This window comes from Streptomyces sp. B1I3 (genome assembly GCF_030816615.1).
Lineage (GTDB): Bacteria > Actinomycetota > Actinomycetes > Streptomycetales > Streptomycetaceae > Streptomyces.
On record NZ_JAUSYD010000001.1, the window covers coordinates 6,845,701 to 6,870,719 of the forward strand.

The following is a 25,019-nucleotide window of genomic DNA, read 5'->3' on the forward strand; positions in this document are numbered from 1 at the left end:
GGGGGAAGGTTTACTGACGGTATGACCACCGCACACCACCTTCGCCTCATCGACGGTATGCGCGCCAGGGACTTCCCCTCGCAGCGTGTCGCATCGGGCTCGGGAGTCAGCGGCCCGGGCTTCCACACGGCGTACCTGCACGGGGAGGAGGAGCAGTGGGGCGAAGATCGCGGCGACGTCGGACAACGAGACGGCGACGAAGCGGAGCAGTTCGAGCGCCGGGCGCAGTGCCTGGCGGCACACGACGCCCTGCTCACGCTGCTCACGCTGCGCTGGGGTGCACCACAGGTCGTCAGTCTGTGGAGCGCGCAGGAGCGGATGACGGCAGGCGAGGTGATGGCGGAGCCGTGGGCCGAACTCGTGGCGAGCTGCGAGTATCTCCCGCTGTGGCGGGTCGAGGACCGTTGGATCGCCGTGGTCCTGCACATGGAGGACGAGGGGCCGGGCTGTGAGCTGAGTGTCCTGGTGACAGTTCTCGACCCGCCCTGAGACCCCGTCCCGCCGGCGGCCTTCACCCCTGCCGGACGGGCAGGTCGACGAAGGGCTGGGCGTAGGAGACCAGGACCGGGGCGGGGGGCACCGCGCCGGGGCGCGGTGACAGGTGCCGAGCGAGCGACATCGGGCATCCGGACCCAGCGAAGTGCGACCGCGGACATCCGACCCCGAGTCAGCACGGGTGGGCGTGGACCCGATGCGTTGGGCAGGGCGCCCGGCCCCGCGATGGCCCGAGTGCCTGGCCCCGCGGCCCGGTGCCGAGCGCCTGGCCCGGATGCGCCGCACGGGGACCGGAGCGCGGCATGGCGTAGCCGGCTCCGGGACAGGCGGTGAGCACATGAGCCTCACCAGGACACCGGGCACAGGGCACGGGACGCGATGAGGCTAAGGCGACGTGTGGGACCCCGCGGCTGCGCGCAGGCGGGCGTACTCCTCCGCCATCGTCCTCACGGTCCAGTGGGCGTTGAGGCCACTCGGGTTCGGCAGCGCCCAGACGCGGGCCCCACCGACGCGCCGCTCCTGCGGGCCGATGCGCGCCCGGCGGTCACCGAAGGCCGTGCGATAGGCGGTGACGCCGACCACGGCCAGCCACTGCGGGGCCAGCTCCTCCACCTTGGCCGAAAGCGCCCTTCCCCCCTCACGGAACTCCTCGGCGCCGATTTCGTCCGCCCGGGCGGTGGCCCGGGCCACCACATTGGTGATGCCCAGCCCGTAGCGTGGCAACTCGCCCTGCTCCGACGGCTTCAGCTGCCTCGGAGTGAAGCCCGACTGATGCAGCACCGGCCAGAACCGATTGCCGGGGTGAGCGAAGTGGTGACCCGTGGCGGCGGACATGAGGCCCGGGTTGATTCCGCAGAACAGTACGAGCAGGCCATCCGCGACCACGTCGGGCACGACGCGGTCGCGGGCGGCGAGAAGCTCCTCAGGCGTCATTGCGGGATACGGTGAAGCGCCGTCAGAGGATGGAGCCGGGGGCGTAGCCGGCGGCTTCCGGGTGCTTTTCGGTGATCTCCTGGATCCGGGAGACCAGCGCGGTGACCTGGTCCCCAGCCGCACCGGTGAACGAGAGCTTGTCCGCCATCAGGGCATCGAGCTGGCCACGGTCCAGCGGAATGCGGTCATCGGCCGCCAGTTTGTCCAGCAACTCGTTACGCTCGGCGCCTTGTTCCCGCATGGCAAGCGCCGAGGCGACCGCGTTCTCCTTGATGGCCTCGTGGGCGACCTCGCGGCCGACTCCCGCCCGCACCGCACCCATCAGCACCTTGGTCGTGGCGAGGAACGGCAGGTAGCGGTCCAGTTCACGCGCCACGACGGCGGGGAACGCGCCGAACTCGTCCAGCACGGTGAGGAAGGTCTCCAGCAGACCGTCGAACGCGAAGAAGGCGTCCGGCAGGGCGACCCGGCGGACCACGGAACAGGACACGTCGCCCTCGTTCCACTGGTCACCCGCCAGCTCACCCGTCATCGACGCGTAGCCGCGCAGGATCACCATCAGTCCGTTGACACGCTCGCAGGAGCGGGTGTTCATCTTGTGCGGCATCGCGGAGGAACCGACCTGACCCGGCTTGAAGCCCTCGGTCACCAGCTCGTGCCCGGCCATCAGGCGAATGGTCTTGGCCACCGACGAGGGCGCCGCGGCGAGCTGCACCAGCGCGGTCACCACGTCGTAGTCGAGCGACCGGGGGTAGACCTGGCCGACGGAGGTGAAGGCGTGCGCGAAGCCGAGATGTCCCGCGATCCGCTGTTCCAGGTCCGCGAGCTTCCCGGCGTCGCCGCCGAGCAGGTCCAGCATGTCCTGGGCCGTGCCCACGGGGCCCTTGATGCCGCGCAGGGGGTACCTGCCCAGCAGGTCCTCCAGCCGCCCGTACGCCACCAGCAGTTCGTCCGCGGCGGTCGCGAAGCGCTTGCCCAGCGTGGTCGCCTGGGCGGCGACATTGTGCGAGCGGCCCGCGAGGACCAGCTCACGGTATTCGGCCGCCAGCTTGCCGAGCCGGGCCAGAACCGCGACCGTACGGTCGCGCATCAGCTCCAGCGACAGCCGGATCTGCAGCTGCTCGACATTCTCGGTGAGGTCCCGGGACGTCATGCCCTTGTGGACCTGCTCATGGCCGGCGAGGGCGTTGAACTCCTCGATCCGCGCCTTCACGTCGTGGCGGGTGATCTTCTCGCGCTCGGCGATCGAGGCCAGGTCGACCTGGTCGATTACTCGCTCGTAGTCGGCCAGCGCCGCGTCAGGGACCTCGATCCCGAGGTCCTTCTGAGCGCGCAGCACCGCCAGCCACAGCTGACGTTCCAGCTTCACCTTCTGCTCGGGGGACCAGAGGACGGCCAGCTCCGTGGAGGCATAGCGGCCGGCCAGGACATTGGGGATGCGAGGCTTCGCAGACACAGCAGTCACGTGTCCGGATTCTACTGGCGGTTTCTGCAGGCCGGAGCCGCGGGCCGGTATGTGCGTTCCTACGAAGCCTGCCGGACTCTCGCGGCCGCCGCACCCCGCCGTGGGCGGGAGCAGCTGTCAGCCGTCCAGCCGGCGCCAGCCGGTCACCGGGCCGGGGGCCGCCCCGTCTCCGGGGGTGATCCAGAAAGCCTTCCCGAGTCCGGCGTCGAACTGGGCGCCGGCCCGCCCGTCCCCGGACGACCGGCCGGTGAGCCGGCGGCCTATCCACGGCATCAGGTGCTGCCGGGCGAACCGGACGTCGTCCACCCGCCGACGGGCCCAGCGGGCAGGCGGCGACACGGGCATCGGGATCTGCCAGTCACTCTCGGGCGGCAGGCCCAGGGTCTGCCACACCGCTTCCGCGACCCTGCGGTGCCCCTCGGCCGTGAGGTGCAGACGATCGACGTCCCACATCCGGGGATCACCGAGCGACGGAGCGCCGTACAGGTCGGTCACGAGCGCGCCGTGGCGCGCGGCGAGGTCGTCGACCAGGGCGAACAGTTCTTCCATGCGCGGGCGGAAGCGTTCCATCACCGGACCGTTGCGCCCGGGACTGCGCATGAGCACCAGCGCCTTGCAGGCCGGTGCGAGACGCTCCACCGCCTCCTCCAGCCGACCACGCACCATGCCCATGTCGCACTTGGGCCGCAGGGTGTCGTTGAGACCTCCGACGAGGGTGATCACGTCCGGCTGCAGCGCTGCGGCGACCTCGACCTGCTCATCGACGATCTGGCCGATGAGCTTCCCGCGCACGGCGAGGTTGGCGTACCGGAATCCCGGAGTGTGGGCAGCGAGCCGGGCGGCGAGGACATCGGCCCATCCGCGGTACGAGCCGTCGGGCAGCAGGTCCGACATGCCCTCGGTGAAGGAGTCGCCGACCGCGACAAGACTGGTGTATGGGGCATTCAGTTCCATGGCGATGCGATCGTACCCCGGGGCGGAAGTGCGCAGACCGCACAGCGTGGAAGGCGCCACGCGCACCTGGACCGCACCCGCACCGCAGACGGGAGACCCGGACGCGGAGGACGGGCGCGGGAGGCAGGGACGCCGGGGCGGGAGTCCCCCCCCGGGGCGCGGGGAACGTGGGGAAGGGGCGCGACCGGAGCCGCGCCCCTTCCCCCGCATCACCGGACTCCGGCGTCAGCGTGCCTGGGCCCTGCCCACCAGCTCACGCAGGACGTCCTCCATCGTGACCATGCCGGCCAGCCGGCCGTCCTCGTCCAGGACGGCTGCCAGATGCGTGCGGCTCCGGCGGAGCGCGGTGAGGACGTCGTCGAGCGGTGTCGCCGCCCGCACCCGGGCGATCGGCCGCAGTGCCGTCACAGGGAACGGGACGTCGCGGGGCGCGGCGTCCAGGGCGTCCTTCACATGCAGGTACCCGATGATCCGCTGTTCGCTGTCCATGACCGGGAAACGCGAGAAACCCGACGCTGCGGAGAGCCGCTCGAGCTCCTCCGGTGTCGTCCCGACCCTCGTGTACAGCACACGGTCGACAGGCAACAGCACGTCCCGGACCGGGCGACGGCCCAGCTCCAGGGCGTGACGCAGCCGCTCGGCCGAACGGTCGTCGACGAGTCCGGCCTCCCCGGCGTCCTGTACGAGCCGCGCCAGCTCGTCGTCCGAGAATGTCGCCGACACCTCGTTCTTGGTCTCCACCCTCAGGAGCTTGAGCAGGGCGTTGGCGAACGCGTTGATCGCGAAGATCACCGGCCGCAGAGCCCGTGCGAGCGTCACCAGCGGCGGCCCGAGCAGCAGCGCGGTGCGGGCGGGCTCCGCCAGTGCGATGTTCTTGGGCACCATCTCGCCCAGCAGCATGTGCAGGTACGTCGCCACGGACAGGGCGATGACGAAGGAGATCGGGTGCACCAGCCCGTGCGGCACGCCTACCGCGTCGAAGACGGGTTCCAGCAGGTGGGCGATGGCGGGTTCGGCGACGATACCCAGGACCAGCGTGCAGAGCGTGATGCCCAACTGCGCGGCTGCGAGCAGCGCCGACACGTGCTCGAGGCCCCAGATGACGCTCCGCGCCCGCCGGTTCCCGGCCTCCGCCTCCGGCTCGATCTGGCTGCGGCGTACCGAGATCAGGGCGAATTCGGCGCCGACGAAGAAGGCGTTGACGACCAGGGTCAGCAGGCCGATGAAGAGCTGGACGGCGATCATCGTTCGTCCTCCGTCGGCCCGTCGGTACCGGGCAGTGGTGCGTGGAGCAGAGCCCGCGCGGCGCGGTGGCCCGAGGCGTCCACCACGTCGATCCGCCAGCCGCTGAGCTCGACGGTGTCGCCGACCACCGGGATGCGGCCGACGCGCGTGGCCAGCAGCCCCGCCAGTGTCTCGTAGGGCCCGTCCGGCACACGCAGTCCGATGGTCCGGAGCTGGTCCGTGCGAGCCGCGCCGTCGGCGGACCAGAGTGTGCGCCCGTCCGCGTCCTCGCCGGCGGGCGCCAGGTCGGGCGTCTCGTGCGGGTCGTGCTCGTCGCGCACCTCGCCGACGACCTCCTCGACGATGTCCTCCAGGGTCACGACGCCTGCCGTGCCGCCGTACTCGTCGATGACGACGGCCATGGCCAGCTTGCCGGACAACCGGTCCAGCAGACGGTCCACAGTGAGGGTTTCCGGCACGAGCAAGGGCTCGCGCAGCATGTCCGACACCCGCTTGCGAGGCCGCTGCTCGGCCGGAACGGCCAGCACGTCCTTGATGTGCGCGACTCCGACCACCGTGTCCAGATTGCCGCGGTACACGGGGAAGCGGGAGAGGCCGGTGGCCCGCGTGGCGTTCGCCACGTCCTCGGCGGTCGCCTGGACGTCGAGGGCGGTGACCTGGACCCGCGGAGTCATGACGTTCTCCGCCGTCAGCTCGGAGAGGTTGAGGGTGCGCACGAACAGTTCAGCCGTGTCGGCTTCGAGCGCCCCCTCCTTCGCGGAGTGGCGTGCCAGCGCCACCAGCTCCTGCGGGCTGCGCGCGGACGCGAGCTCCTCGGCCGGTTCGAGGCCGAAGCGGCGCACGATGCGGTTGGCCGTGTTGTTGAGGTGGCTGATGAACGGCCGGAAGACCGCCGTGAAGACGCGCTGCGGGGTGGCGACCGTCTTGGCGACGGCCAGCGGCGACGAGATGGCCCAGTTCTTCGGGACCAGCTCGCCCACCACCATCAGGACCACGGTCGACAAGGCGGTGCCGATCACGAGTGCCAGCGAGGAGGACGCCCCGGGTGACAACCCGGTCGCTTCCACCGGCCCCCGGATCAGCGCGGCGATGGACGGCTCGGAGAGCATGCCGACCACCAGGTTGGTGACGGTGATGCCGAGCTGCGCGCCGGAGAGCTGGAAGGTGAGGCTGCGTACGGCCTTGAGCGCTCCTGCCGCACCCCGCTCTCCCCGCTCGACGGCCCGTTCGAGCTCGCCGCGCTCCACCGTGGTCAGAGAGAACTCCGCCGCCACGAAAGCACCGCAGGCGAGGGAGAGCAGCACCGCCACGAGGAGCAGAAGCATTTCGGTCATCGGTTCACCTCCGTCCCATGGTCGGGCAGGGGCCGGAGGTTCGCTCGACGTCGGCGGTATCGACTACTGGGAGGCTCGCCCATGGGCGGACGCTCACACCTTTCAACGGGATGGACGGTTGCCGACCTATAGTAAAGGACCGGCAAAATGCGGGGCGTGCCGGTCGGCCCCGGTTCCCGCACTCGCCCCATGATCTCAGTACGCGTGCGAGGCGCCGCATCCCTGCGGCCGGGACGCACGCGCGGAGCGCATCACGTACCCGCCCAGAGCTGACCGCGCGGAGCGAAACACGTACCCGCGCAGAGCGAATCCACCCCTGCGGAGCGAAGAACCGTCCGCCGACCCCGATCCGCCGACATCGGGCGCGGCCCGCCGACGGCCGGCTGCGGCAGCGGTCGACGCTGCCGCTGGGGGCCGGCGCACGGCCCGTGCCCGCATACACCCGTGCCGTGTCCCGCGCCCACGTGCGTACGTGCCGAGCCTGTCCCTCACCGGGGGCGTGCAGCCGATCCCGGCCGGACGGACCGGCTGAGGTCCCGCAAGGGCTTGACCCAGCGCCTCCAGTGGTCCTCGCGGTGGTAGCCGGCCGACGCCCACGTGCGGTGCGCCCGGTCGTTCTCCTCGAGGACCATGGCGTCGACCCGGCGTCCGCCCAAGGCGACGAACCGCCGCTCCGCCGCTTCCATCAGGGCTGCGGCGACCCCCTGGCGGCGGAAGTCCGGATGGACTGCCAGCCGGTAGGCGGAGCACCGCCAGCCGTCGAAGCCGGCGATGACGCTTCCGGTGAGGACGCCGTCCCGCTCGGCGAGCAGCAGGGCTTCGGGGTCCCTGGAGATGAGCCGGGCCACTCCGTCGTGGTCGTCGCTGATGCTCGTTCCTTCTGCGGCTTCGCGCCAGAAGGCCAGCACGCGCTCGATGTCGGTGAGGCCGGCGCAACGGATCTCCAGATCGCCCATGGGATGAGCCAAGCAGAGCGCCGGCTCCGCGACCAGGCATTTTCCCGGGCTGCCCCAGGTGCCTCGCCGACGCACCCGTACGCTCCCGTGACGGGCGCACGACGGCGTTCCACCCACCCGCACGCAGCCCGTCACGCGTGTGTACGGCCCGTCATGCGTGTGTACGGGGCACGTCCCGCTCCCCTTGCCTCTGCTAGCGCGTAGGCGCTAGCGTGATGTCGTGCCCAAGACTCAGCTGAACGTTCGAGTGGACGAGGCCACCGCCGAGGCAGCGCGTCAACGCGCGCTGCAGCGGGGGATGAGCGTGAACCGCTACATAGAAGAGCTCGTCAAGCAGGATGCGGGCGAGGTGGGACACACCTTCGTCGAGGCCGCGGCCGACTTCATGAAGCAGTACGAGTCGGTGTTCGCCGAGGAGTTCGACCCGGAGCGCAAGGGCACCCGTTGAACCTCCGGATCGACCTCGCCTGGCTGCTCATGGTCGCCGAGCACAAGACGCCCGGCGATCCGCAGGTTGTCGACTGGGGTGCCCTCGTCGCCGCGGTCAGCCGCCACGAGGCGGAGATCTTCGGCAGCCCTGTCTACAGCGATCCGTACTCCCGCGCGGCGGCGCTTCTGCAACTGCTCCTCCATGTGCCCGCGCTCGAACACTCGAACGCCATGTTCGCGTCCGCCGTCGGCTACGGCTATCTCGTGGCCTCGGGACTGAAGGTCATCACCTCGCCCGAGCAGGTGCGTGACCTGGCCAGGCTGGTGAAGGAAGGCAAGGCCGACGTTCGGGCCATCGCCGACGAACTGCGCCAGTGGAGCCGGTGAGGGGCCGGGGAACGCCTCAGTCCTCCGCGAACGGCCGGTGGGCCACGCCGAGCACGCACGGTGAGGTCGGCAGCTGCACGCCCCTGTCCGGAATCCGCAGTCGGCGGTAGGCCACCGGCTCGAAGCCGGCCGCCTCGATCGCCGCGACGGTGTCCCGCGCGGTGTGACAGCCCCCGAACAGCAGCGGCCAGACGGTGCGGTCGGCCACCCGCTGAGTCACGGCAAGGGCGCGGCCGGGTGCGAGCGTGTGCTCGAAGAAACGCAGCTCGGCGCCCGGCCTCAGCACGCGCTTGATCTCGGCGAGCGCCCGTGGCAGGTCCCGTACGGTACACAGGACCAGCGAGGCGACCGCCGCGTCGAAGGCCTCGCTCTTCACCGGCAGCGCCTCGGCCGTCCCCGGCACCACGTCGACCGGGACCTCGGCACGCAGCCCGGCGCCGGCTGCCAGCCGGCGCAGGCCGCGCTCGGGTTCGATCGCGACGACCTCGGAGACGGACCCCGGGTAGTGCGCGAAGTTCAGACCGTTGCCCGCGCCGATCTCGATGACCCGGCCCGAGAGGCCGGACAGGAGTTCCTCGCGATGGGCGGCGATTCCGCCTTTGAGGTCGGCGGCCACGCTCATCCGGGCGTAGAAGCGGGAGAAGATCGGGTGGTGCACCGCGTCCGGCGGGATCTTCGTGCTGCGCAGACGCATGACGAACCTCCTTCGGGGGCAGGTACGACTACCTCGATTGTCCCCCGCGCGGGCCCGCTCAGCCGCTCGCCGGCCCATTCGGTGCCCGTCGGTTCCCGCCGAGCTCCGGCGCCAGCCAACTCGGTGCCCGCGTACGGAAGTCGGCGGGAGGCAGTGCACCCGCCCCGGCCGGAACCCAGCCCAGCAGCGGGGCACCGGCCGAGACCGGGAGGTCGTCGATGTTGCACCGGGCGGCCAGGTCGGGTTCGGCGGGCATACTGCCCACCACGACCCCGGGACATGTGAGACCGCGCGCCCGGAGCGCCTCCGTCGTCAGCGCCGTGGCGTTGAGAGTTCCCAGCCCGGCGGGTGCGACGACCAGCACGGGAGCGGCCATCAGGCGGGCGGCGTCGGCGAGCGTGGAACCTTCGCCGTCGAAGCGCACGAGCAGCCCGCCCGCGCCCTCGACCAGGACCAGATCGTGGTCGGCCGCCAGCTTCTGCGCCGCTTCGGCGATCTCGTACGGGCGTACGGGGGCGAGGCCGGCCCGGCGCGCGGCCGTCCCGGGAGCCAACGGTTCGGGGAAACGCGCCAGTTCGACGGCCGTCACATGACCGCCGGCCAGCCGGGCCACCTCGGCCGCGTCCCCCGGTGCCCCGGGGGCCAGGCCGGTCTGGGCAGGCTTGAGCACCGCCACCCGCCGGTCCCGGAACGCCGCGGCCACAGCCGCCGTCACGATCGTCTTGCCGATCTCGGTGCCCGTCCCGGACACCACCAGAATCGTCATCTCATCCTTCCCCGGCCGCCGCACACACGGCCCTGCAGATCCGCGCCACGTCTTCGTCGCCCGTCACGTACGGCGGCATCGTGTACACGAGGTCGCGGAAGGGCCGTAGCCACACTCCCTCGCGGACCGCGGCCCGCGTCGCGGCCTCCATGTCGATCTCGTGATCGAGCTGTACGACGCCGATGGCGCCCAGCACCCGTACATCCTGCACCCCTGGCACACCGGCCGCCTCGGCGAGACCCTGCCGGAGCCCGGCGCCGATCCGTTTCACCTCCTGCTCCCAGTCCTGGCCGAGCAGCACATCCAGGGACGCGCAGGCCACCGCCGCGGCCAGCGGGTTTCCCATGAACGTGGGCCCGTGCGCCAGCACCGGTACCTCTCCGCTCGAGATGCCTTCTGCCACGCGTGACGTGCACAGGGTCGCAGCCAGCGTCAGGTAACCGCCGGTCAGCGCTTTGCCGACACACATGACATCCGGGGACACCCCCGCGTGACCGGCTGCGAACAACTGCCCGGTGCGGCCGAATCCGGTCGCGATCTCGTCGAACACCAGCAGTACGTCGTTCGCGTCGCACGCCTCGCGCAGCACCCGCAGATAGGCGGGCGAATGGAACCGCATTCCACCCGCCCCCTGCACCACCGGCTCCACGATCACCGCGGCCAGCTCATCGGCATGATCCGCGACGAGCTCCCGCAGATGCCGTACGTACGCCTCGTCGGGCTCCGCGTCGAAGCCGTCGGGCGGTGCGTCCGCGAAGACCTGGCGGGGGAGGGCCCCCGACCACAGTTCGTGCATCCCGCCCTCGGGGTCGCACACCGACATCGGCTGCCAGGTGTCGCCGTGGTAGCCGCCCCGCCAGGTCAGCAGCCGGTGCTTGCCCGGCCGCCCGGCCGAGCGCCAGTACTGCAGGCACATCTTCACCGCGACCTCGACGGAGACCGAGCCCGAATCCGCGAGGAAGACGTGCTGCAGCGGCTCCGGAGTGATCTCCACCAGCCGGGTCACCAGCCGGACGGCGGGCTCGTGCGTGAGCCCGCCGAACATCACATGGCTCATCCGGTCCAGCTGGCTACGCGCCGCCTCGTTGAGCACGGGGTGGTTGTAACCGTGCACGGCCGACCACCAGGAGGACATCCCGTCCACCAACTCACTCTGCCCGTACGCGGGTTCGGCGAGCCGGAGTCGCACCCCGGAGGCCGACTCCACGACCAGCGGCTCCTGGCGGCCGGGCATCGGGCCGTAGGGGTGCCAGACGTGAGCCCGGTCCAGGGCGCGCAGTTCGGCGGGCGCGAGCGGATCAGGCATTGGGCGCGAGGTCCGTGCCGGCACCGCGACGGCGCACCGTCACGAGGTCCCTGCGCAGCGCCGACGGGGCCTCGGACGCATCGGCGGTGGCCGAGGCGGGGGCGTCGTCCGCCGTGTCCGGGACCGCCGCCTCCGGGACCCGGGCCTCGCCGCAGGGGGCGCACCCGTTCTCGTGGGAACCGCAGCTGCCGTTCACATCCGCCCGATGGCCGGGCAGCGTCGTCGTGCCCGCTCCCTCGACCTCGAACCCGGCGTCGGCGATCATGTCGAGATCGGTCCGGCCCGACTGGCCCTCGCTGGTCAGGTAGTCGCCCAGGAAGATGGAGTTGACCAGGTTCAGGGCGAGCGGCTGCATCGAGCGCAGGTGGACCTCGCGCCCGCCCGCGAGCCGCACCTCCACGTCCGGGCAGACGAAGCGCACCATCGCCAGGATGCGCAGGCACCGCTGCGGCGTGAGGTGCCACTCCTTGGCGAGCGGGGTCCCCTCCATGGGAATCAGGAAGTTCACCGGCACGGAGTCGGGATCCAGCTCACGCAGGGAGAAGACGACATCGACCAGGTCGGCGTCGCTCTCGCCCATCCCCGCGATCAGACCGGAGCACGCGGACAGCCCGGCGGCCTGCGCCTGCTGCACGGTGTCCACCCGGTCGGCGTACGTGTGGGTGGTCGTGATGTCCCCGTACGTCCCCTCCGAGGTGTTGAGGTTGTGGTTGTACGCGTCGGCCCCCGCCGACTTCAGGCGGTCGGCCTGGCCCTGGGACAGCAGTCCGAGGCAGGCGCACACCTCGACGTCCTCGTGCTGCTCCTTGATGGCCTCGATGGTCTGCGAGACCCGGTCGACGTCCCGGTCGGTCGGCCCCCTGCCGCTCGCCACCAGGCACACGCGCTTGGCCCCGCCGGCCACTCCCGCCGTGGCGGCCTTGGCCGCCTCCTCCGGTTTGAGCCAGGTGTACTTGAGGATGTCGGCCTTGGAGCCGAGCCGCTGGGAGCAGTACGAGCAGTCCTCGGGGCACAGCCCGGACTTCAGATTCACCAGATAGTTCAGCTTCACGCGCCGCCCGAACCACTGGCGGCGTACCTTTCCGGCCGCGGCCACCACATCGAGCAAGTCGTCGTCAGAGGTCGCCAGCACGGCGAGCGCTTCGTCCCGGGTCGGCAGTTCGCGCCGCAGTCCCTTGTCCACCAGCGTGTTCAGGAGGTCCATGGCCCTGATCCTGACGTACGGCACCGGCATCGGCCAAGGAGGAACCGGACAGGAGAGGAGGGTGAGGGTGTGTGTATTGCCACACCCTGACCTGCTGCGCACCCCGCTAGGGTCTGTGAGCTGCCTACAAAAGGGACCGCCCCATGCCCTACGCCCCCTTCGCCTGGATCGATGACGAGGCGCGCCGCCGCGAGGAGGCCGGACTCGTCCGGACCCTGCGCCCCCGGACCGCCGAACCCGCTCTGCTGGACCTCGCGAGCAACGACTACCTCGGCCTGTCCCGCCATCCCGCCGTGACCGAGGCGGCGGCCGAGGCGGCCCGGACGTGGGGTGGGGGCGCCACCGGCTCGCGGCTCGTCACCGGATCGACCGCCCTGCACGCCGAACTCGAGCGCGAGCTGGCGGACTTCTGCGGTTTCGAGGCCGCCCTGGTGCTCTCTTCCGGCTACGCCGCCAATCTCGCCGCCCTCACCGCGCTCAGCGGCCACGGCTCGCTGATCGTCTCCGACGCGCGCAACCACGCCTCGATCGTCGACGGCTGCCGGCTCTCCCGGGCCGAGACCGAAGTCGTGCCCCACGCGGACCCGGAGGCGGTGCGCAAGGCGATCCACGCGCACGGCGGGCGGGCGCTGGCCGTGACCGATTCGGTGTTCTCGGTGGACGGCGACGCCGCCCCACTGACCCGGCTCGCCGACGTGTGCAGAGAAGGCGGCGCGGCCCTGCTGGTGGACGACGCACACGGCCTGGGAGTCCTGGGCGAAGGCGGCCGGGGTGCGCTCGCGGCCGTCGGTCTCGCCGGAGACGACGGCATCGTCGCCACGCTCACCCTCTCCAAGTCCCTCGGCAGCCAGGGCGGCGCGGTCCTCGGCCCGGCCCGGGTCATCGACCACCTGGTCAACACGGCCCGTACGTTCATCTTCGACACCGGCCTCGCGCCCGCGGCCGTCGGTGCGGCCCTGGGTGCCCTGCGGCACCTGGGGCGCGAACCGGAGCGGGCGGGCAGGGCGCGTGCCGTCGCCCTCGAACTGTACGAACGGCTGACCGCGGCCGGCCTGACCGCCGTGCGCCCCGATGCCGCCGTCGTGTCCGTCCGCGCTCCGTCCGCCGGCATGGCGGTGCGCTGGGCGGCGGACTGCCGCACGGCCGGGCTGGCGGTCGGGTGCTTCCGCCCCCCGTCGGTGCCGGACGGGGTCTCCAGGCTGCGGCTGACCGCGCGTGCGGACCTGACGCGCGAGCAGATCGAGACCGCCGTGGCCACGGTGGTGGGTGCGGCGCCCTCCCGGTCCAGCTGACCCCCGCGGGCGCCGGGCTCGTCGAGGAAGGAAGCCCGGGCCGCCGCGGGGAGCGCAGTGGCGTCAGGCCCATGTCCGTCGAGTGCCGTCCGGCCGGACGGTCGCCGCCGAGCGGGGCGGCCTTCATGCAGGCGTTCATCACCGCTCGCGCGTAGCCGGCGGTGCGGCCGGCGGTCCGAAGGAGACCCGGGGCCACTGACGTCTCGCGCCCTGAGTTCGCGGCGGCGTGCCGCGGGGCCGTGCTGCGCCGGTCTCCTCCCACCGTGCGAGAAGCCCCTTCCTGCAGGTCGCCCGGTGTGAAAGGGGCCAGTGTGGCGCCCGTATCCGGCTCGCGGGGCGGAGTTCACCGGATTGGGCGACAGATATATGCATATCTTGGTGGATCGCCGTTACAGGCGACGGCATCGATGGCACTCTGGCGCGAAGCGCAATCCAGGCCGATCGTGCGTCGGTCCGGGCGGAAAGGGACGGCCTCGCCATGGCAGACCAGCAGGAAGCTACCGTCACTCTGCCGAGCGATCCGGTGTCGGTCTCCGCGGCCCGGAGATACGTGGCCCGCGTCCTCACCGAATGGGGCCTGCCGGACGACACCGAGATCGCCGACGCCATCCGGCTGGTCGTCTCCGAACTGGCCACCAACGCCGTCCAGCACACGTTCGGACAGTCACCCACCTTCACGGTGGACCTCCGTCTCGACCGGGACGTCGAGCTCTACCTGGGAGTCACGGACAGCCACCCCCGCTGGCCCCGGCGACTGCCCGCCGCGGTCCAGCAGGACAACGGCCGCGGCATGGTGATCATCCGCTGCCTGGCCAAGGAGTGCGGCGGCCGGATCGGCGTCAGCCCCACCCAGGACGGGGGCAAGACCGTGTCGGTCACGCTGCCCTGGGCCGTGCCCGCGCAGCCCTGACGTCACCCGGCGAGACACGGCCGTACACACCGGGCCGGCCGGGTCTCACTGCGCGGCGGCCCGGCCGAAGCCGCTGCGCAGCAGGGCCCGCAGCGTGGCCGCCGCGGCGGTGTTGCGATCTCCCCGGTGGGCGACGGAGATCGTCCTCCGGAACTCCGGGGGCTCCAGTCGCCGTACCGCGACCGGCGCCGGGGACATCGCCGCGACCATCTCCGGCACCACCGCCACGCCGAGACCCGCGCTGACCAGCGCGCACACCAGTGCGTAACCGGGGGACTCGCACACCACGGCCGGGGCGGCCCCCGCCTCGGCAAGCGCCCGCTCCACCCCGCGCCGCGGAGGATGGAGGGGCGCGCTGCTGATCAGGGGGCGGCCCGCGAGTTCGGACACGGGCAGCGGCCCGCTGCCCTCGGACAGCATCTGGCCTGCTGCCGTGATGAGCACGAGTTCCTCCACGAGGAGCGGCTCGACGGACACCCCGGCGGGCAGCGGATCGGCGACCGCGGGTTCGTACGCGTGCGTCAGCGCCAGATCGACATCGCCCGCCGCCACGGCTGCGACCCCACCGGGTGGCTCGTAGTCCGTGACGGTCAGCTCCACGTCCGGGTGGGCGCGGCGGAAGGCACTGAGCACCGGCGGCAGCAGGTGGATCCCGGCCGTGGTGAAGGTGCCGACCCGCAGCCGCCCTCCCGACAGGCCCGCCAGCCGGGACAGCTCGCGCCGTGCCTGGTCCATCTCGTCCAGGACCCGTCGGGCCCGCCCGGCCAGCAGCTCACCGGCGGCCGTCAGACGCGCCCCGCGATGGTGGCGCACCAGCAGCGCGGCGCCGGCCTCCCGCTCCAGTTTCGCCAGCTGCTGGGAGAGCGCGGGAGCGGTGTAGCCCAGCCGCCCGGCCGCCCGTGTGATCGAGCCCGCTTCGGCCACCGCCACCAGCGCCGCCAGCCGCGTCGGATCGAACATTAAGCGTTCCTTTTGGCAGACCCAGAAGATTGCAAGTACACGCTAAAGGGGTGCCCGGGTCAGGGTGTACCCATGGACGCACAACTGCTCGCTTTCGTGGCGGTGGCCGCGGGAATGGTCGCACTGCCCGGCGCCGACTTCACCGTGGTCGTTCGCAACGCGCTGGCGTCACGGCGCTCCGGGGTGGCCGCCGCGGCAGGAGTCGCGGGAGGACTCCTGGTGCACACCGCGCTCGCCGTGGCGGGACTCGCCGCCGTGCTCGTGACGATGCCCGCCCTCTTCCGCACGGTCCAGCTGCTGGGCGGCGCCTACGTGCTCTACCTGGGACTCACCGCCCTCCACGCGGTACGACGGCGGGGCGCCGCCGGGACCACGGGCCACGAGGACACCGGAGCCGGTGCGCCCACCGGGGTGGCAAGGCCGCTCCGCCAGGGCTTCCTGACCAACGTCCTGAACCCCAAGGCGCCCGTGCTCTTCCTCAGCCTGCTGCCCCAGTTCGTCCCCGACGGGCAGCCGCCCCTGCCCAGAACCCTGCTGCTCGCCGCCGTGGTCGTGCTGCTGGCGCTCGTCTGGTTCCCGGCCGTGGCCCTGCTGGTGGACCGCCTCGGCCGGTGGCTGCGCCGGCCGCGTACCGCCCGTGCGATCGAGGGCGGCAGTGGTGCGGCGCTCACCGCGCTGGGACTCGCACTGGTCACCGCGCCCCTGCTGCACTGACTCGGGCGCGGTGCGGTCCGGTGCGGCCGGGCGGCCCGTAGACGTCGGCGCGCGTCAGCGGCCGTACCGCCGGCGTGCCTCGGCGGACCCTCCCACGGGCGCGCGTCAGCGGACCCTCCCGTACCAGACGGTGTTCGACCAGATCTTCTCCAGCCTGACCACGGCCCCGGTCTTCGGCGAGTGCCAGATCTTGCCTCCGCCGGCGTAGATGCCGACGTGGTAGACGCTGCGCCCGGAATGGAAGAAGACCAGGTCGCCACGTTGCCGCTTCGACCTGGAGACATGGCGTGTGGAGTTGTACTGCTGCTGCGCCGTACGGGGGAGTTTCTTCCCCACCTTGCGGAAGGAGTAGAGCGTGAGGCCCGAGCAGTCGAACCGGTGGGGCCCTGCGGCGCCCCACCGGTAGGGCGCGCCCTTCTTCGACGCGGCGATCCTCAGCGCCTTCGTCGAGTTGGTCGCGGCCTCGGCATCGTCGACGATGCCGGGCGCCAGCATGGTGGTGCCGACGGCGAGCGTGAGAACCGAGGCCGTACCGACCCGGGCGAACAGAGACGGGACATGAACCTGCGCAGTCATGCGCAACCCTTCGTCAGCCGCCTGTGAAGGATGACCTGTCGGGTTCGGGCTGGCGAAGTTGCCCGGCCGCACATGGCGGCTTCACCCCGAGAGCCGTCCGGAACGGATGTCCGGGCGGCCCGTTGTGCTCGGGTCCTCCACTCCTGCCGATCCACTTCTGTCGACCAGGCATCCGGACGGCGGCAGGACTCGGCGTCCGCCCGGACCGCCCCGCCGCGGTGGCGGGGGCTTGTCGTCCCACGGATCTTTACTCACCCGGTGCCGGATTTCCGAGCTGAAAGGGCGTTATGTGAGAGTCGTCACGACTGAACTGTTCGGGTGGACGGGCCGATGACCGAGCCCCGGCACCGTTGCCGGACCAGCCGCGTACCAGCAGCGGAACGGCTTGTTCCGCTTGGTGTCCGCGCGCGTTGCGCAAGTTGAACTGTCCCTCGTGAGGGGGTTCGTCTGAGCCGAACGAGGGAGAAAGATTGCTCGCCTCGCCGGGCGTGTCGGGGCAATGGGGCCGAAAGGGCTAAAGAGCCCGGCAGTCGGGGGAGGGGGCGCTCAACTCGTGGCAGCCGGAGGCATGGTGACCCGCCCGGCGCGCCGCTCTCCGTCCAGCAGGCGCAGCGCGCGGGCCAGTGTCTCCGCGTGGATCTGCGTCTCGCCCCGCTCATGCATCAGAGCCAGCGCGTCGCGCAGGGCGACGGCCCCGGAGGCCAGCGCCTGTGCCGCCCGGAGCGCACTGTACGTATCGCTGCCGCGGGCCGGATTGATCCGGCCGATCTGGTCGAGTGCTTCGAGGTAACGGTCGATGAATTCGCCCTCGGCGCGGGTCAGTGCGGGAAGTGGCGGGAACTGAGGGGTGAGCATCGCGGGTCACCTCGTGGGGTGCGGCGGCTGGGACGGACGGCGGTTCTCCATGACGTGGTCCACCAGGCCGAACGCCCTGGTGGCCGGGGCGTCGAGGATGGTGTCACGCTCGATGGCGGCACTGACTGTCCCGCGCGGAACGTCCCGTGCGACGGGTCGGCATCACGGTGAGCATCTCGCGCCCACGCACCAACTCGCGCGCCTCGATCCCGAGGCCGGAGGGCTGTCCCTGCACCGGCTCGTCAGAGCGGGTCACTGCATGACTACCCGGGCGCCGGGCAGGGCATGTCGACGTCCGGGTGTGCCGGGCGCCGGCACCCGACTGTCCGAGGCGGAAGGAGGCCGCGGCCGATCGAGCAGCTGATCCGTTCCGTGTCCTCGATCGACCCCGTGCCCTCCGATCCTGGCGAACGCCGCCGCTTCGGGACCGCCGCGGAGCGCCCGCGAGCGCGGTCGCCGTGGCCCGGCCGTGCTCGCGGTGCTCCGCGGCGCGGCCACGGACCGGAACAAGCTCGCGTCCCGTCAGCGGTACGGGCACCAGGAGGCCGTGTACGGCGCGGTGGGCCGCCGGGTGCCCTGACCGGCGTACGCACCGCCGCCGTATACGACGCCGTCCTCGGGTCGAGGTGCGGGCCGCCTCCGCGCCGGCTCGCCTCGCGGGTGAGGGCCCGGACCTCATCCGATGACCGGTCGGGCGGAGCACCGGCGACGGCGCGGACACGCGTGCGGGCCGGACAGGCCCGTGGCCGCCCACCGGCCGGCCGGGTGTCACGGACGACGGCGTCGGCGCCGTGCGTCGCCGTCCGGACCGTGACCGCGCGGACCCGGCTCCGGGGTGCGGAAGGCGTTGTGCGGCGGACCGGGCCCCAGGCCCACCGGAGAGCGGCCTGCGCGGTCCGAAGTCCATGGAAGAGCAAAAGATCAGTTAACGCGCCGGAAAAACTTGCGCCCTAACGTGCAATACCTGGCCGCGGAATCCCCTTCATCGTTCAACAGAGTGTTGAAAGGCGGATAGGGTCCCGCTGCGCCCGGGGCCGGTACCGGGCGGAAGACGAAGAGGTGGAAGCGTGCAACTGACTCCGCACGAACAGGAACGCCTGCTCATCCACGTGGCGGCCGACGTCGCCGAAAAGCGCAGGGCCCGCGGGCTGCGGCTGAATCACCCCGAGGCGATCGCTCTGATCACCTCGCACCTCCTGGAAGGCGCCCGTGACGGCCGGACGGTCGCCGAACTGATGGCCTCCGGCAGGAAGGTGCTCACCCGGGACGACGTCATGGACGGCATCCCGGAGATGATCCACGACGTCCAGGTCGAGGCCACCTTCCCGGACGGCACCAAGCTCGTCACCGTCCACGAACCGATCGTCTGACGGGGGGACGCCCATGATTCCCGGAGAGATCCTGTACGCGAACGACCCGGTGCCCCTCAACGAGGGACGTCCCGTCACCCGCCTCACCGTCCTCAACGCCGCGGACCGACCCGTCCAGGTCGGCTCGCACTACCACTTCGCCGAGGCCAACCCCGGCCTCGACTTCGACCGCCCGGCCGCCCGCGGTCTGCGGCTCAACATCGCGGCGGGGACAGCCGTGCGGTTCGAGCCCGGTGTCCCGGTCGACGTCGAACTCGTCCCGCTCGCAGGCCTGCGCGTAGTTCCCGGACTGCGCGGCGACATCGGAGGCTCCCTAGATGCCTGAACTCAGCCGTGCCGTCTACGCCGATCTGTTCGGCCCCACCACCGGCGACCGCATCCGGCTCGCCGACACCGACCTCGTCGTCGAGATCGAGGAGGACCGCTGCGGCGGCCCCGGACTGGCCGGGGACGAAGCCGTGTTCGGTGGTGGCAAGGTGATCCGGGAGTCGATGGGCCAGGCGCGTACCACCCGGGCCGAGGGCGCACCCGACACCGTTGTCACCGGTGCCGTCATCATCGACCACTGGGGCATCGTCAAGGCCGACATCGGCATCCGCGACGGACGGATCACCGGTATCGGCAAGGCCGGCAACCCGGACACGATGAACGGTGTCCATCCCGAGCTGGTCATCGGTCCGGAGACCGAGATCATCGCCGGCAACGGCAAGTTCGTCACGGCGGGCGCCATCGACGCGCACGTCCACTTCATCTCACCGACCCTGGTCGACCAGGCGCTCGCCACCGGCATCACCACGCTCGTCGGGGGCGGTACCGGCCCGGCGGAGGGCAGCAAGGCCACCACCGTCACCCCCGGCCCGTGGCACCTGGCCCGGATGTTCGAGGCGCTGGAGGGGTATCCCGTCAACATCGGCCTGCTCGGCAAGGGCAACACGATGTCCCGTGAGGCCATGCACTCCCAACTGCGCGCCGGAGCCCTCGGATTCAAGATCCATGAGGACTGGGGGGCGACCCCCGCCGTCATCGACGCCTGTCTGAGCGTGTGCGAGGAGACGGGCGCCCAGCTCGCCATCCACACGGACACGCTCAACGAGGCCGGGTTCGTCGCCGACACGCTGGCGGCCATCGCGGGGCGGACCATCCACTCGTACCACACGGAAGGCGCGGGGGGTGGGCACGCCCCCGACATCATCACCGTGGTCTCGGAGCCGTACGTCCTTCCCAGCTCCACCAACCCCACGCGTCCGCACACCGTCAACACCATCGAGGAACACCTCGACATGCTGATGGTCTGCCACCACCTCAACCCCGCGGTCCCGGAGGACCTCGCCTTCGCCGAGTCGCGGATCCGTCCCTCGACCATCGCGGCCGAGGACATCCTCCACGACCTCGGCGCGATCTCGATCATCTCCTCCGACTCCCAGGCGATGGGGCGCATCGGCGAAGTGGTTCTGCGGACCTGGCAGACGGCCCACGTCATGAAGCGCCGACGCGGCTCCCTGCCCGGCGACGGCCCCGCCGACAACCACCGGGCACGTCGCTATGTCGCCAAATACACGATCAACCCGGCGGTGGCCCAAGGGCTGGACCGGGAGATCGGCTCGGTCGAGACCGGAAAACTCGCCGACCTGGTGCTGTGGGACCCGGCGTTCTTCGGCGTCAAGCCCCAGACGGTCATCAAGGGAGGCCAGATCGCCTACGCACAGATGGGAGACGCCAACGCCTCCATCCCCACACCCCAGCCCGTCCTGCCCCGTCCGATGTTCGGCGCCGTGGGACGTGCGCCCGCGGCCAACTCCGTCAACTTCGTCGCCGAAGCGGCAGTCGCGGACGGGCTGCCGCAGCGGCTGGGCCTCGGCAAACGGTTCGTGCCGATCACCAGCACCCGGGGAATCACCAAGGCGGACATGCGGGAGAACGACGCACTGCCGCGGGTCCACGTCGACCCCGACAGTTTCGCCGTCACCATCGACGGGGAACGGGTCGAGCCCGCACCGGCCGCCGAACTCCCGATGGCCCAGCGGTACTTCCTCTTCTGAGGGCGGGCAGGCATCCCATGACGACACGCGCCGCCCTCCTGATCCTCGCCGACGGCCGGTTCCCCGCCGGGGGCCACGCCCACTCCGGCGGGGCCGAACCGGCCGTCAAGGCGGGACACATCCGCGACGCCCGGGACCTGGCGGACTTCTGCCTGGGCCGGCTCCACACCACCGGACTCACCGCGGCGGCACTCGCCGCCGCGGCGGCCCGCGGACTCGACCCGCTCGCCCTCGACGAGGCCGCCGACGCCCGGACTCCGTCGCCCGCGCTGCGGACCGTGGCGCGCAAGCTCGGCCGCCAGCTCATGCGGGCCGCGCGGGCCACCTGGCCCAGCCCCGAGCTCGACGCGCTCGCGGCAGCCCGGCCCCGCGGCGCCCATCAGCCCGTCGTGCTCGGTCTCACCGCACGCGCGGCGGGCCTGGGCCCCGAGGACGTCGCACACTGCGCCGCGTACGAATCCGTCAGCGGCCCGGCCACCGCCGTGGTCCGGCTTCTCTCCCTGGACCCGTTCGAGGCCACCGCCGTCCTCGCCCGTCTCGCACCCGCACTCGACCGGGTCGCCGAACAGGCCGCCGCAGCCGCCCGGAAGGGCGTCGGCGCGCTGCCCGCCGCCTCCGCCCCGCTCCTCGACATCACCGCCGAGGCGCACGCGGCCTGGCCGGTACGCCTGTTCGCGTCCTGAATCCCCTGCCCATCCCCACCAGGAGCCGCACCCATGCACCTCGATCACACCCACCACGGCCCCGCAGCGGTCAGCGCCGACGCCGTACGCCCCGACGGAGCCCGGCGCGCCCTGCGCATCGGCCTCGGCGGACCCGTCGGATCCGGGAAGACCGCGACCGTCGCAGCCCTCTGCCGCGCCCTGCGCGACCGGCTGTCCATCGCCGTCGTCACCAACGACATCTACACCCAGGAGGACGCCGCCTTCCTGCTCCGCAACGCTGTGCTGCCACCCGAGCGCATCCAGGCCGTGGAGACCGGGGCCTGCCCCCACACCGCCATCCGCGACGACATCTCCGCCAACCTCGAAGCCGTCGAGGACCTGGAGGACTCCGTCGGCCCGCTCGACCTGATCCTCGTCGAGTCCGGCGGCGACAACCTCACCGCCACGTTCTCCAAGGGGCTCGTGGACGCCCAGATCTTCGTGATCGATGTCGCGGGTGGCGACGACATCCCGCGCAAGGGCGGCCCCGGCGTGACCACCGCCGACCTCCTCGTCATCAACAAGACCGACCTGGCCCCGTACGTCGGCTCCGACCTGGAGCGAATGGCTCTCGACGCCGCCGCCCAGCGGGGTGAACTCCCGGTCCTCTTCACCTCCCTGACCACCGTGGACGGCGTCGCGCCCGTGGCCGACTGGGTGCGGGCGCAGCTCGCCGCCTGGACCGCATGAGCGTCGAGGCCACCGCCCGGATCACCGCGGTCCCCGACGGCCGCGGCTCCACCGCTCTGCCCGTACTGGAGAGCGACGGGCCGCTCGCCGTGCGCCGCACCAGAGCCCTCGAGGCCGCGTTCGCGCGCGTCACCGTCGTCGGCGCGATGAGCGCGCCCCTCGGCGGGGACCGGCTGACCATCGAGGCGCGGGCCGACGCCGGGGCCCGGCTGCTGGTGGACTCCGCCGCAGCGACCGTGGCGCTCCCGGGCCCCGGGCCGGACGCGGGCCCCGCGTCGTACGACATGAGACTGAGCGTGGGGGAGGGGGCGGTGCTCCGCTGGCTTCCCGAGCAGCTCGTCTCCGCCCACGGCAGCGAGCTCGCCATGACCACACACGTCGAACTCGCCGCCGGGGCGAGTCTGGTGCTGCGGGAGGAGCAGATCCTGGGCCGGTACGGTGAGAACACGGGCAGCCTCTCCACCCGGCTGACGGTCCACCTGGCCGGACGGCCGCTGCTGGACCAGCAACTGGCGTACGGGCCCGCCGCACCCGGCGGCTGGGACGGCACGGCCGTTCTGGGCGGTCACCGGGCCGTCGGCCAACTCCTGCTCGTCGACCCCGCGTTCCAGGACAGACCTCCTGGTCCGCGACCTCTCGGCCCCAGTGCCGTGCTCACCCCGCTGGCCGGACCCGCCGTGCTGATGACGGCGCTCGCCGCCGACGCCCGGCTGCTGCGTGGCGTACTGGACGAGGCACTGCACGAGCTGTCCCACGGAGCGTGAACGGCCCGCCGGGTCCGGGCGGTGTCCGCGGAGCCCGCGAGCCCGCCGACGGCGCCCGGCGCGGCACCGCCCGGAGCGGGTGACACACCCCCACCATGCCGCCGGCACGGCGCTGCGGCGCCCTGCCGCGCCCGCACCGCACGCCGCGGGCCGGTCGGCCCTGCTGCCCATGGTTCGCTCAGCGGGACGCGGAGCACCGGTTATTGGTTCGGTAAAGAAACACGTGTACGCCCTGTTCTCAGCAACCCCACAGACGAAAGGATCCGCTGGACGCACGAACACCTGCGCCGCCGCGAGCGGCGCACCACCCAGGGGGAGGTTCCACTTGAGACGCACAGCAGTGCTCGGCTCGGCCGGCACTCTGATCGCGGGCACGCTCATAGCGGGCGCGATAGCCGCGCCCGCCGCAAGCGCCGACAGCCGTCACCACGGCAACCCGGAGGCGCGCGGCGTACAGCTCGCCGCAGCCCGGGCGGAGAGAGCCGGCATCGACTGGACGGACTGTCCGGCCGACTGGGCGATCTCCGCGCCCATCCAGTGCGGTTGGGTGACCGTGCCGCTCGACTACGCGAAGCCGAGCGGCAAGCAGATCCGACTCGCCGTCGACCGTCACGTCAGCACGGGCACGAAGGCCGAGCGTCAGGGGGCACTCCTCTACAACCCCGGGGGCCCCGGCGGCTCCGGCATGGCGTTCCCGAAGCGCATCGTCACCAAGAACCCGCTGTGGGCGAACACCGCGAAGGCATACGACTTCGTCGGCTTCGACCCGCGTGGTGTCGGCCACTCGGCACCGATCTCCTGTGTGGATCCGCAGGAGTTCGTCAAGGCGCCGAAGGCCGACCCGGTGCCCGACGACGAGGCCGACAAGCGGGCGCAGCGCAAGCTCGCCGCCGAGTACGCGGACGGCTGCGCCGAACGCAGCGGCGACATGCTGCCGCACATGACCACGCCCAACACCGCTCGCGACCTGGATGTCATCCGTGCCGCGCTCGGTGAGAGGAAGCTCAACTTCCTGGGCGTCTCCTACGGCACCTACCTGGGCGCGGTCTACGGCACCCTCTTCCCGGACCACGTACGCCGCATGGTCGTCGACAGCGTGGTGAACCCCGAGAAGAGCAACATCTGGTACGAGGCCAACCTCAACCAGGACATCGCCTTCCAGACCCGGTGGGACGACTGGAAGGCGTGGGTCGCAAAGAACGACGCCGCCTACCACATCGGCGACACCCCTGAGAAGGTCGAGCAGGCGTGGCTGACGCTGCGCGCGGCGGCCAAGAAGAACCCGATCGGGGGCCTCGTCGGACCCGCCGAGCTCATCGGCTTCTTCCAGAGCGCTCCGTACTACGACTCCGCCTGGGCGCCCGTCGCCCGGACGTGGAGCGAGTACCTGGGTGGCGACACCCAGGCGCTGATCGACGCGGCGGCGCCCGACCTGTCGGACGTCGCGGGCAACGCGTCCTCGGAGAACAGCAACGCCGTGTACACGGCGGTGGAGTGCGCGGACGCCAAGTGGCCCACCAGCTGGCGGAAGTGGGACCGCGACAACACCCGGCTGCACGAGGATCACCCGTTCATGACCTGGGCCAACGCCTGGATGAACCTCCCTTGTGCGACCTGGCCGTCCAGGCAGCAGACCCCGCTGGACGTCCGCACCGGCAAGGGACTGCCTCCGGTGCTGATCGTGCAGTCCACCCGTGACGCCGCCACTCCGTACGAGGGCGCCGTCGAACTGCACCAGCGCTTCAAGGGCTCCCGCCTCATCACCGAGAAGGGCGCCGGTTCCCACGGTGTCACCGGACTGGTCAACCCCTGCGTCAACGAGCGGGTGGACACCTATCTGCTCACCGGGAAGACCGACCGGCGCGACGTGACGTGCACCCCGCACGCCACCCCGAAGCCGTGACCGGCCGCTGACACCCCAGGGGCGGCCGGACCCAGGTCCGGCCGCCCTCACCGGCCCCGGCTCAGGCCGGTTCA

The 25,019-nt window shown here is 71.7% G+C and carries 26 protein-coding genes, 1 pseudogene and 1 riboswitch; of the genes and pseudogenes, 13 read left to right on the forward strand and 14 right to left on the reverse strand.

Annotated elements, in window-relative coordinates; genetic code table 11:
* Window positions 1–21 precede the first annotated feature (21 nt).
* A complete protein-coding gene (locus tag QFZ58_RS31150; protein WP_307128198.1) occupies window positions 22–489 on the forward strand; it encodes a hypothetical protein in 468 nt (155 codons plus the stop codon).
* A gap of 390 nt (window positions 490–879) precedes the next feature.
* On the opposite strand, the gene mug is transcribed toward QFZ58_RS31150, so the two are convergent.
* From mug to QFZ58_RS31180, 6 genes are all read right to left on the reverse strand, one after another.
* Window positions 880–1,428 carry a G/U mismatch-specific DNA glycosylase gene (gene mug / locus QFZ58_RS31155; RefSeq protein WP_307128199.1) on the reverse strand — a complete coding sequence of 183 codons (549 nt, stop codon included), beginning with the start codon at window positions 1,426–1,428 and terminating at the stop codon, window positions 880–882.
* A gap of 22 nt (window positions 1,429–1,450) precedes the next feature.
* On the reverse strand, window positions 1,451–2,893 hold the full coding sequence (gene purB, locus QFZ58_RS31160) for an adenylosuccinate lyase (protein WP_307128200.1): 1,443 nt from the start codon (window positions 2,891–2,893) through the stop codon (window positions 1,451–1,453).
* A gap of 117 nt (window positions 2,894–3,010) precedes the next feature.
* Window positions 3,011–3,847 (reverse strand): SGNH/GDSL hydrolase family protein, encoded by an 837-nt coding sequence (locus QFZ58_RS31165; RefSeq protein ID WP_307128201.1) that lies wholly within the window; start codon window positions 3,845–3,847, stop codon window positions 3,011–3,013.
* Window positions 3,848–4,072: 225 nt separating this feature from the next.
* Window positions 4,073–5,092: a hemolysin family protein gene (locus QFZ58_RS31170; protein ID WP_307128202.1), complete on the reverse strand. Its 1,020-nt coding sequence runs from the start codon at window positions 5,090–5,092 to the stop codon at window positions 4,073–4,075.
* Window positions 5,089–6,426, reverse strand: a complete 1,338-nt coding sequence (locus tag QFZ58_RS31175) for a hemolysin family protein (protein WP_307128203.1) — start codon at window positions 6,424–6,426, stop codon at window positions 5,089–5,091. Before QFZ58_RS31175 ends, QFZ58_RS31170 begins: the two co-directional genes overlap by 4 nt.
* A gap of 488 nt (window positions 6,427–6,914) precedes the next feature.
* Entirely contained in the window at window positions 6,915–7,382 is a 468-nt protein-coding gene (locus QFZ58_RS31180) for a GNAT family N-acetyltransferase (protein ID WP_307128204.1), read from the reverse strand.
* Window positions 7,383–7,602: 220 nt separating this feature from the next.
* Here QFZ58_RS31180 and QFZ58_RS31185 point away from each other — a divergent pair, with 220 nt between their 5' ends.
* Both QFZ58_RS31185 and QFZ58_RS31190 read left to right on the forward strand, forming a co-directional pair.
* Window positions 7,603–7,830 carry an antitoxin gene (locus QFZ58_RS31185; RefSeq protein ID WP_307128205.1) on the forward strand — a complete coding sequence of 76 codons (228 nt, stop codon included), beginning with the start codon at window positions 7,603–7,605 and terminating at the stop codon, window positions 7,828–7,830.
* Complete coding sequence (locus QFZ58_RS31190) at window positions 7,827–8,198, forward strand: fic family toxin-antitoxin system, toxin component (RefSeq protein WP_307128206.1); 372 nt, start codon at window positions 7,827–7,829, stop codon at window positions 8,196–8,198. The genes QFZ58_RS31185 and QFZ58_RS31190 overlap by 4 nt, the downstream gene beginning before the upstream one ends.
* A 16-nt stretch (window positions 8,199–8,214) precedes the next feature.
* Here the strand turns inward: QFZ58_RS31190 and QFZ58_RS31195 are convergent, their stop codons facing one another.
* The 4 genes from QFZ58_RS31195 to bioB are packed head-to-tail and all read right to left on the reverse strand — an operon-like array spanning window position 8,215 to window position 12,168.
* Entirely contained in the window at window positions 8,215–8,892 is a 678-nt protein-coding gene (locus QFZ58_RS31195) for a class I SAM-dependent methyltransferase (RefSeq protein ID WP_307128207.1), read from the reverse strand.
* A 58-nt stretch (window positions 8,893–8,950) separates the two neighbouring features.
* Window positions 8,951–9,658 carry a dethiobiotin synthase gene (gene bioD, locus QFZ58_RS31200; RefSeq protein ID WP_307128208.1) on the reverse strand — a complete coding sequence of 236 codons (708 nt, stop codon included), beginning with the start codon at window positions 9,656–9,658 and terminating at the stop codon, window positions 8,951–8,953.
* A 1-nt stretch (window position 9,659) separates the two neighbouring features.
* A complete protein-coding gene (locus tag QFZ58_RS31205; RefSeq protein WP_307128209.1) occupies window positions 9,660–10,964 on the reverse strand; it encodes an adenosylmethionine--8-amino-7-oxononanoate transaminase in 1,305 nt (434 codons plus the stop codon).
* Entirely contained in the window at window positions 10,957–12,168 is a 1,212-nt protein-coding gene (gene bioB / locus QFZ58_RS31210; RefSeq protein ID WP_307128210.1) for a biotin synthase BioB, read from the reverse strand. The genes QFZ58_RS31205 and bioB overlap by 8 nt, the downstream gene beginning before the upstream one ends.
* A 143-nt stretch (window positions 12,169–12,311) precedes the next feature.
* Between bioB and QFZ58_RS31215 the strand changes: the two genes are divergently transcribed.
* Both QFZ58_RS31215 and QFZ58_RS31220 read left to right on the forward strand, forming a co-directional pair.
* Entirely contained in the window at window positions 12,312–13,460 is a 1,149-nt protein-coding gene (locus QFZ58_RS31215; protein ID WP_307128211.1) for an 8-amino-7-oxononanoate synthase, read from the forward strand.
* A gap of 478 nt (window positions 13,461–13,938) precedes the next feature.
* Window positions 13,939–14,370, forward strand: a complete 432-nt coding sequence (locus QFZ58_RS31220) for an ATP-binding protein (RefSeq protein ID WP_307128212.1) — start codon at window positions 13,939–13,941, stop codon at window positions 14,368–14,370.
* A 45-nt stretch (window positions 14,371–14,415) separates the two neighbouring features.
* Here the strand turns inward: QFZ58_RS31220 and QFZ58_RS31225 are convergent, their stop codons facing one another.
* Window positions 14,416–15,330, reverse strand: a complete 915-nt coding sequence (locus QFZ58_RS31225) for a LysR family transcriptional regulator (RefSeq protein ID WP_307128213.1) — start codon at window positions 15,328–15,330, stop codon at window positions 14,416–14,418.
* A gap of 72 nt (window positions 15,331–15,402) precedes the next feature.
* On the opposite strand from QFZ58_RS31225, the gene QFZ58_RS31230 reads away from it, so the two are divergent.
* Window positions 15,403–16,044: a LysE family translocator gene (locus QFZ58_RS31230; protein WP_307128214.1), complete on the forward strand. Its 642-nt coding sequence runs from the start codon at window positions 15,403–15,405 to the stop codon at window positions 16,042–16,044.
* A 105-nt stretch (window positions 16,045–16,149) separates the two neighbouring features.
* Here the strand turns inward: QFZ58_RS31230 and QFZ58_RS31235 are convergent, their stop codons facing one another.
* The 3 genes and pseudogenes from QFZ58_RS31235 to QFZ58_RS31245 all read right to left on the reverse strand — a co-directional run.
* A complete protein-coding gene (locus QFZ58_RS31235) occupies window positions 16,150–16,620 on the reverse strand; it encodes a C40 family peptidase (RefSeq protein ID WP_307128215.1) in 471 nt (156 codons plus the stop codon).
* Window positions 16,621–16,623: 3 nt separating this feature from the next.
* Window positions 16,624–16,801: riboswitch (cyclic di-AMP (ydaO/yuaA leader) on the reverse strand.
* A gap of 365 nt (window positions 16,802–17,166) precedes the next feature.
* Window positions 17,167–17,475 (reverse strand): hypothetical protein, encoded by a 309-nt coding sequence (locus QFZ58_RS31240; RefSeq protein ID WP_307128216.1) that lies wholly within the window; start codon window positions 17,473–17,475, stop codon window positions 17,167–17,169.
* Between the two features lie 6 nt (window positions 17,476–17,481).
* Window positions 17,482–17,787: pseudogene (locus QFZ58_RS31245) on the reverse strand (ATP-dependent Clp protease proteolytic subunit); the annotation flags it as partial.
* Window positions 17,788–18,542: 755 nt separating this feature from the next.
* Here QFZ58_RS31245 and QFZ58_RS31250 point away from each other — a divergent pair.
* The 7 genes from QFZ58_RS31250 (at window position 18,543) to QFZ58_RS31280 (ending at window position 24,945) form a co-directional block, all read left to right on the forward strand.
* Window positions 18,543–18,845: an urease subunit gamma gene (locus QFZ58_RS31250; protein WP_104790628.1), complete on the forward strand. Its 303-nt coding sequence runs from the start codon at window positions 18,543–18,545 to the stop codon at window positions 18,843–18,845.
* Between the two features lie 13 nt (window positions 18,846–18,858).
* Window positions 18,859–19,170 (forward strand): urease subunit beta, encoded by a 312-nt coding sequence (locus QFZ58_RS31255; protein WP_307128217.1) that lies wholly within the window; start codon window positions 18,859–18,861, stop codon window positions 19,168–19,170.
* A complete protein-coding gene (locus QFZ58_RS31260) occupies window positions 19,163–20,884 on the forward strand; it encodes an urease subunit alpha (protein ID WP_307128218.1) in 1,722 nt (573 codons plus the stop codon). Before QFZ58_RS31255 ends, QFZ58_RS31260 begins: the two co-directional genes overlap by 8 nt.
* 17 nt (window positions 20,885–20,901) lie before the next feature.
* Entirely contained in the window at window positions 20,902–21,567 is a 666-nt protein-coding gene (locus tag QFZ58_RS31265; RefSeq protein ID WP_307128219.1) for an urease accessory protein UreF, read from the forward strand.
* Between the two features lie 33 nt (window positions 21,568–21,600).
* Window positions 21,601–22,278: an urease accessory protein UreG gene (gene ureG / locus QFZ58_RS31270; protein WP_307128220.1), complete on the forward strand. Its 678-nt coding sequence runs from the start codon at window positions 21,601–21,603 to the stop codon at window positions 22,276–22,278.
* Entirely contained in the window at window positions 22,275–23,042 is a 768-nt protein-coding gene (locus QFZ58_RS31275; protein ID WP_307128221.1) for an urease accessory protein UreD, read from the forward strand. Before ureG ends, QFZ58_RS31275 begins: the two co-directional genes overlap by 4 nt.
* Before the next feature lie 325 nt (window positions 23,043–23,367).
* Complete coding sequence (locus tag QFZ58_RS31280; RefSeq protein ID WP_307128222.1) at window positions 23,368–24,945, forward strand: alpha/beta hydrolase; 1,578 nt, start codon at window positions 23,368–23,370, stop codon at window positions 24,943–24,945.
* Window positions 24,946–25,019: the final 74 nt, after the last annotated feature.

Excerpts from the sequence above, each read along its gene's own strand:
- QFZ58_RS31150 (WP_307128198.1), top strand. The coding sequence starts at position 22 with ATGACCACCGCACACCACCTTCGCCTCATCGACGGTATGCGCGCCAGG.
- mug (WP_307128199.1), bottom strand. The coding sequence starts at position 1,428 with ATGACGCCTGAGGAGCTTCTCGCCGCCCGCGACCGCGTCGTGCCCGAC.
- QFZ58_RS31165 (WP_307128201.1), bottom strand. The coding sequence starts at position 3,847 with ATGGAACTGAATGCCCCATACACCAGTCTTGTCGCGGTCGGCGACTCC.
- QFZ58_RS31170 (WP_307128202.1), bottom strand. The coding sequence starts at position 5,092 with ATGATCGCCGTCCAGCTCTTCATCGGCCTGCTGACCCTGGTCGTCAAC.
- QFZ58_RS31175 (WP_307128203.1), bottom strand. The coding sequence starts at position 6,426 with ATGACCGAAATGCTTCTGCTCCTCGTGGCGGTGCTGCTCTCCCTCGCC.
- QFZ58_RS31180 (WP_307128204.1), bottom strand. The coding sequence starts at position 7,382 with ATGGGCGATCTGGAGATCCGTTGCGCCGGCCTCACCGACATCGAGCGC.
- QFZ58_RS31195 (WP_307128207.1), bottom strand. The coding sequence starts at position 8,892 with ATGCGTCTGCGCAGCACGAAGATCCCGCCGGACGCGGTGCACCACCCG.
- bioD (WP_307128208.1), bottom strand. The coding sequence starts at position 9,658 with ATGACGATTCTGGTGGTGTCCGGGACGGGCACCGAGATCGGCAAGACG.
- QFZ58_RS31205 (WP_307128209.1), bottom strand. The coding sequence starts at position 10,964 with ATGCCTGATCCGCTCGCGCCCGCCGAACTGCGCGCCCTGGACCGGGCT.
- bioB (WP_307128210.1), bottom strand. The coding sequence starts at position 12,168 with ATGGACCTCCTGAACACGCTGGTGGACAAGGGACTGCGGCGCGAACTG.
- QFZ58_RS31215 (WP_307128211.1), top strand. The coding sequence starts at position 12,312 with ATGCCCTACGCCCCCTTCGCCTGGATCGATGACGAGGCGCGCCGCCGC.
- QFZ58_RS31220 (WP_307128212.1), top strand. The coding sequence starts at position 13,939 with ATGGCAGACCAGCAGGAAGCTACCGTCACTCTGCCGAGCGATCCGGTG.
- QFZ58_RS31225 (WP_307128213.1), bottom strand. The coding sequence starts at position 15,330 with ATGTTCGATCCGACGCGGCTGGCGGCGCTGGTGGCGGTGGCCGAAGCG.
- QFZ58_RS31230 (WP_307128214.1), top strand. The coding sequence starts at position 15,403 with ATGGACGCACAACTGCTCGCTTTCGTGGCGGTGGCCGCGGGAATGGTC.
- QFZ58_RS31235 (WP_307128215.1), bottom strand. The coding sequence starts at position 16,620 with ATGACTGCGCAGGTTCATGTCCCGTCTCTGTTCGCCCGGGTCGGTACG.
- QFZ58_RS31240 (WP_307128216.1), bottom strand. The coding sequence starts at position 17,475 with ATGCTCACCCCTCAGTTCCCGCCACTTCCCGCACTGACCCGCGCCGAG.
- QFZ58_RS31255 (WP_307128217.1), top strand. The coding sequence starts at position 18,859 with ATGATTCCCGGAGAGATCCTGTACGCGAACGACCCGGTGCCCCTCAAC.
- QFZ58_RS31260 (WP_307128218.1), top strand. The coding sequence starts at position 19,163 with ATGCCTGAACTCAGCCGTGCCGTCTACGCCGATCTGTTCGGCCCCACC.
- QFZ58_RS31265 (WP_307128219.1), top strand. The coding sequence starts at position 20,902 with ATGACGACACGCGCCGCCCTCCTGATCCTCGCCGACGGCCGGTTCCCC.
- ureG (WP_307128220.1), top strand. The coding sequence starts at position 21,601 with ATGCACCTCGATCACACCCACCACGGCCCCGCAGCGGTCAGCGCCGAC.
- QFZ58_RS31275 (WP_307128221.1), top strand. The coding sequence starts at position 22,275 with ATGAGCGTCGAGGCCACCGCCCGGATCACCGCGGTCCCCGACGGCCGC.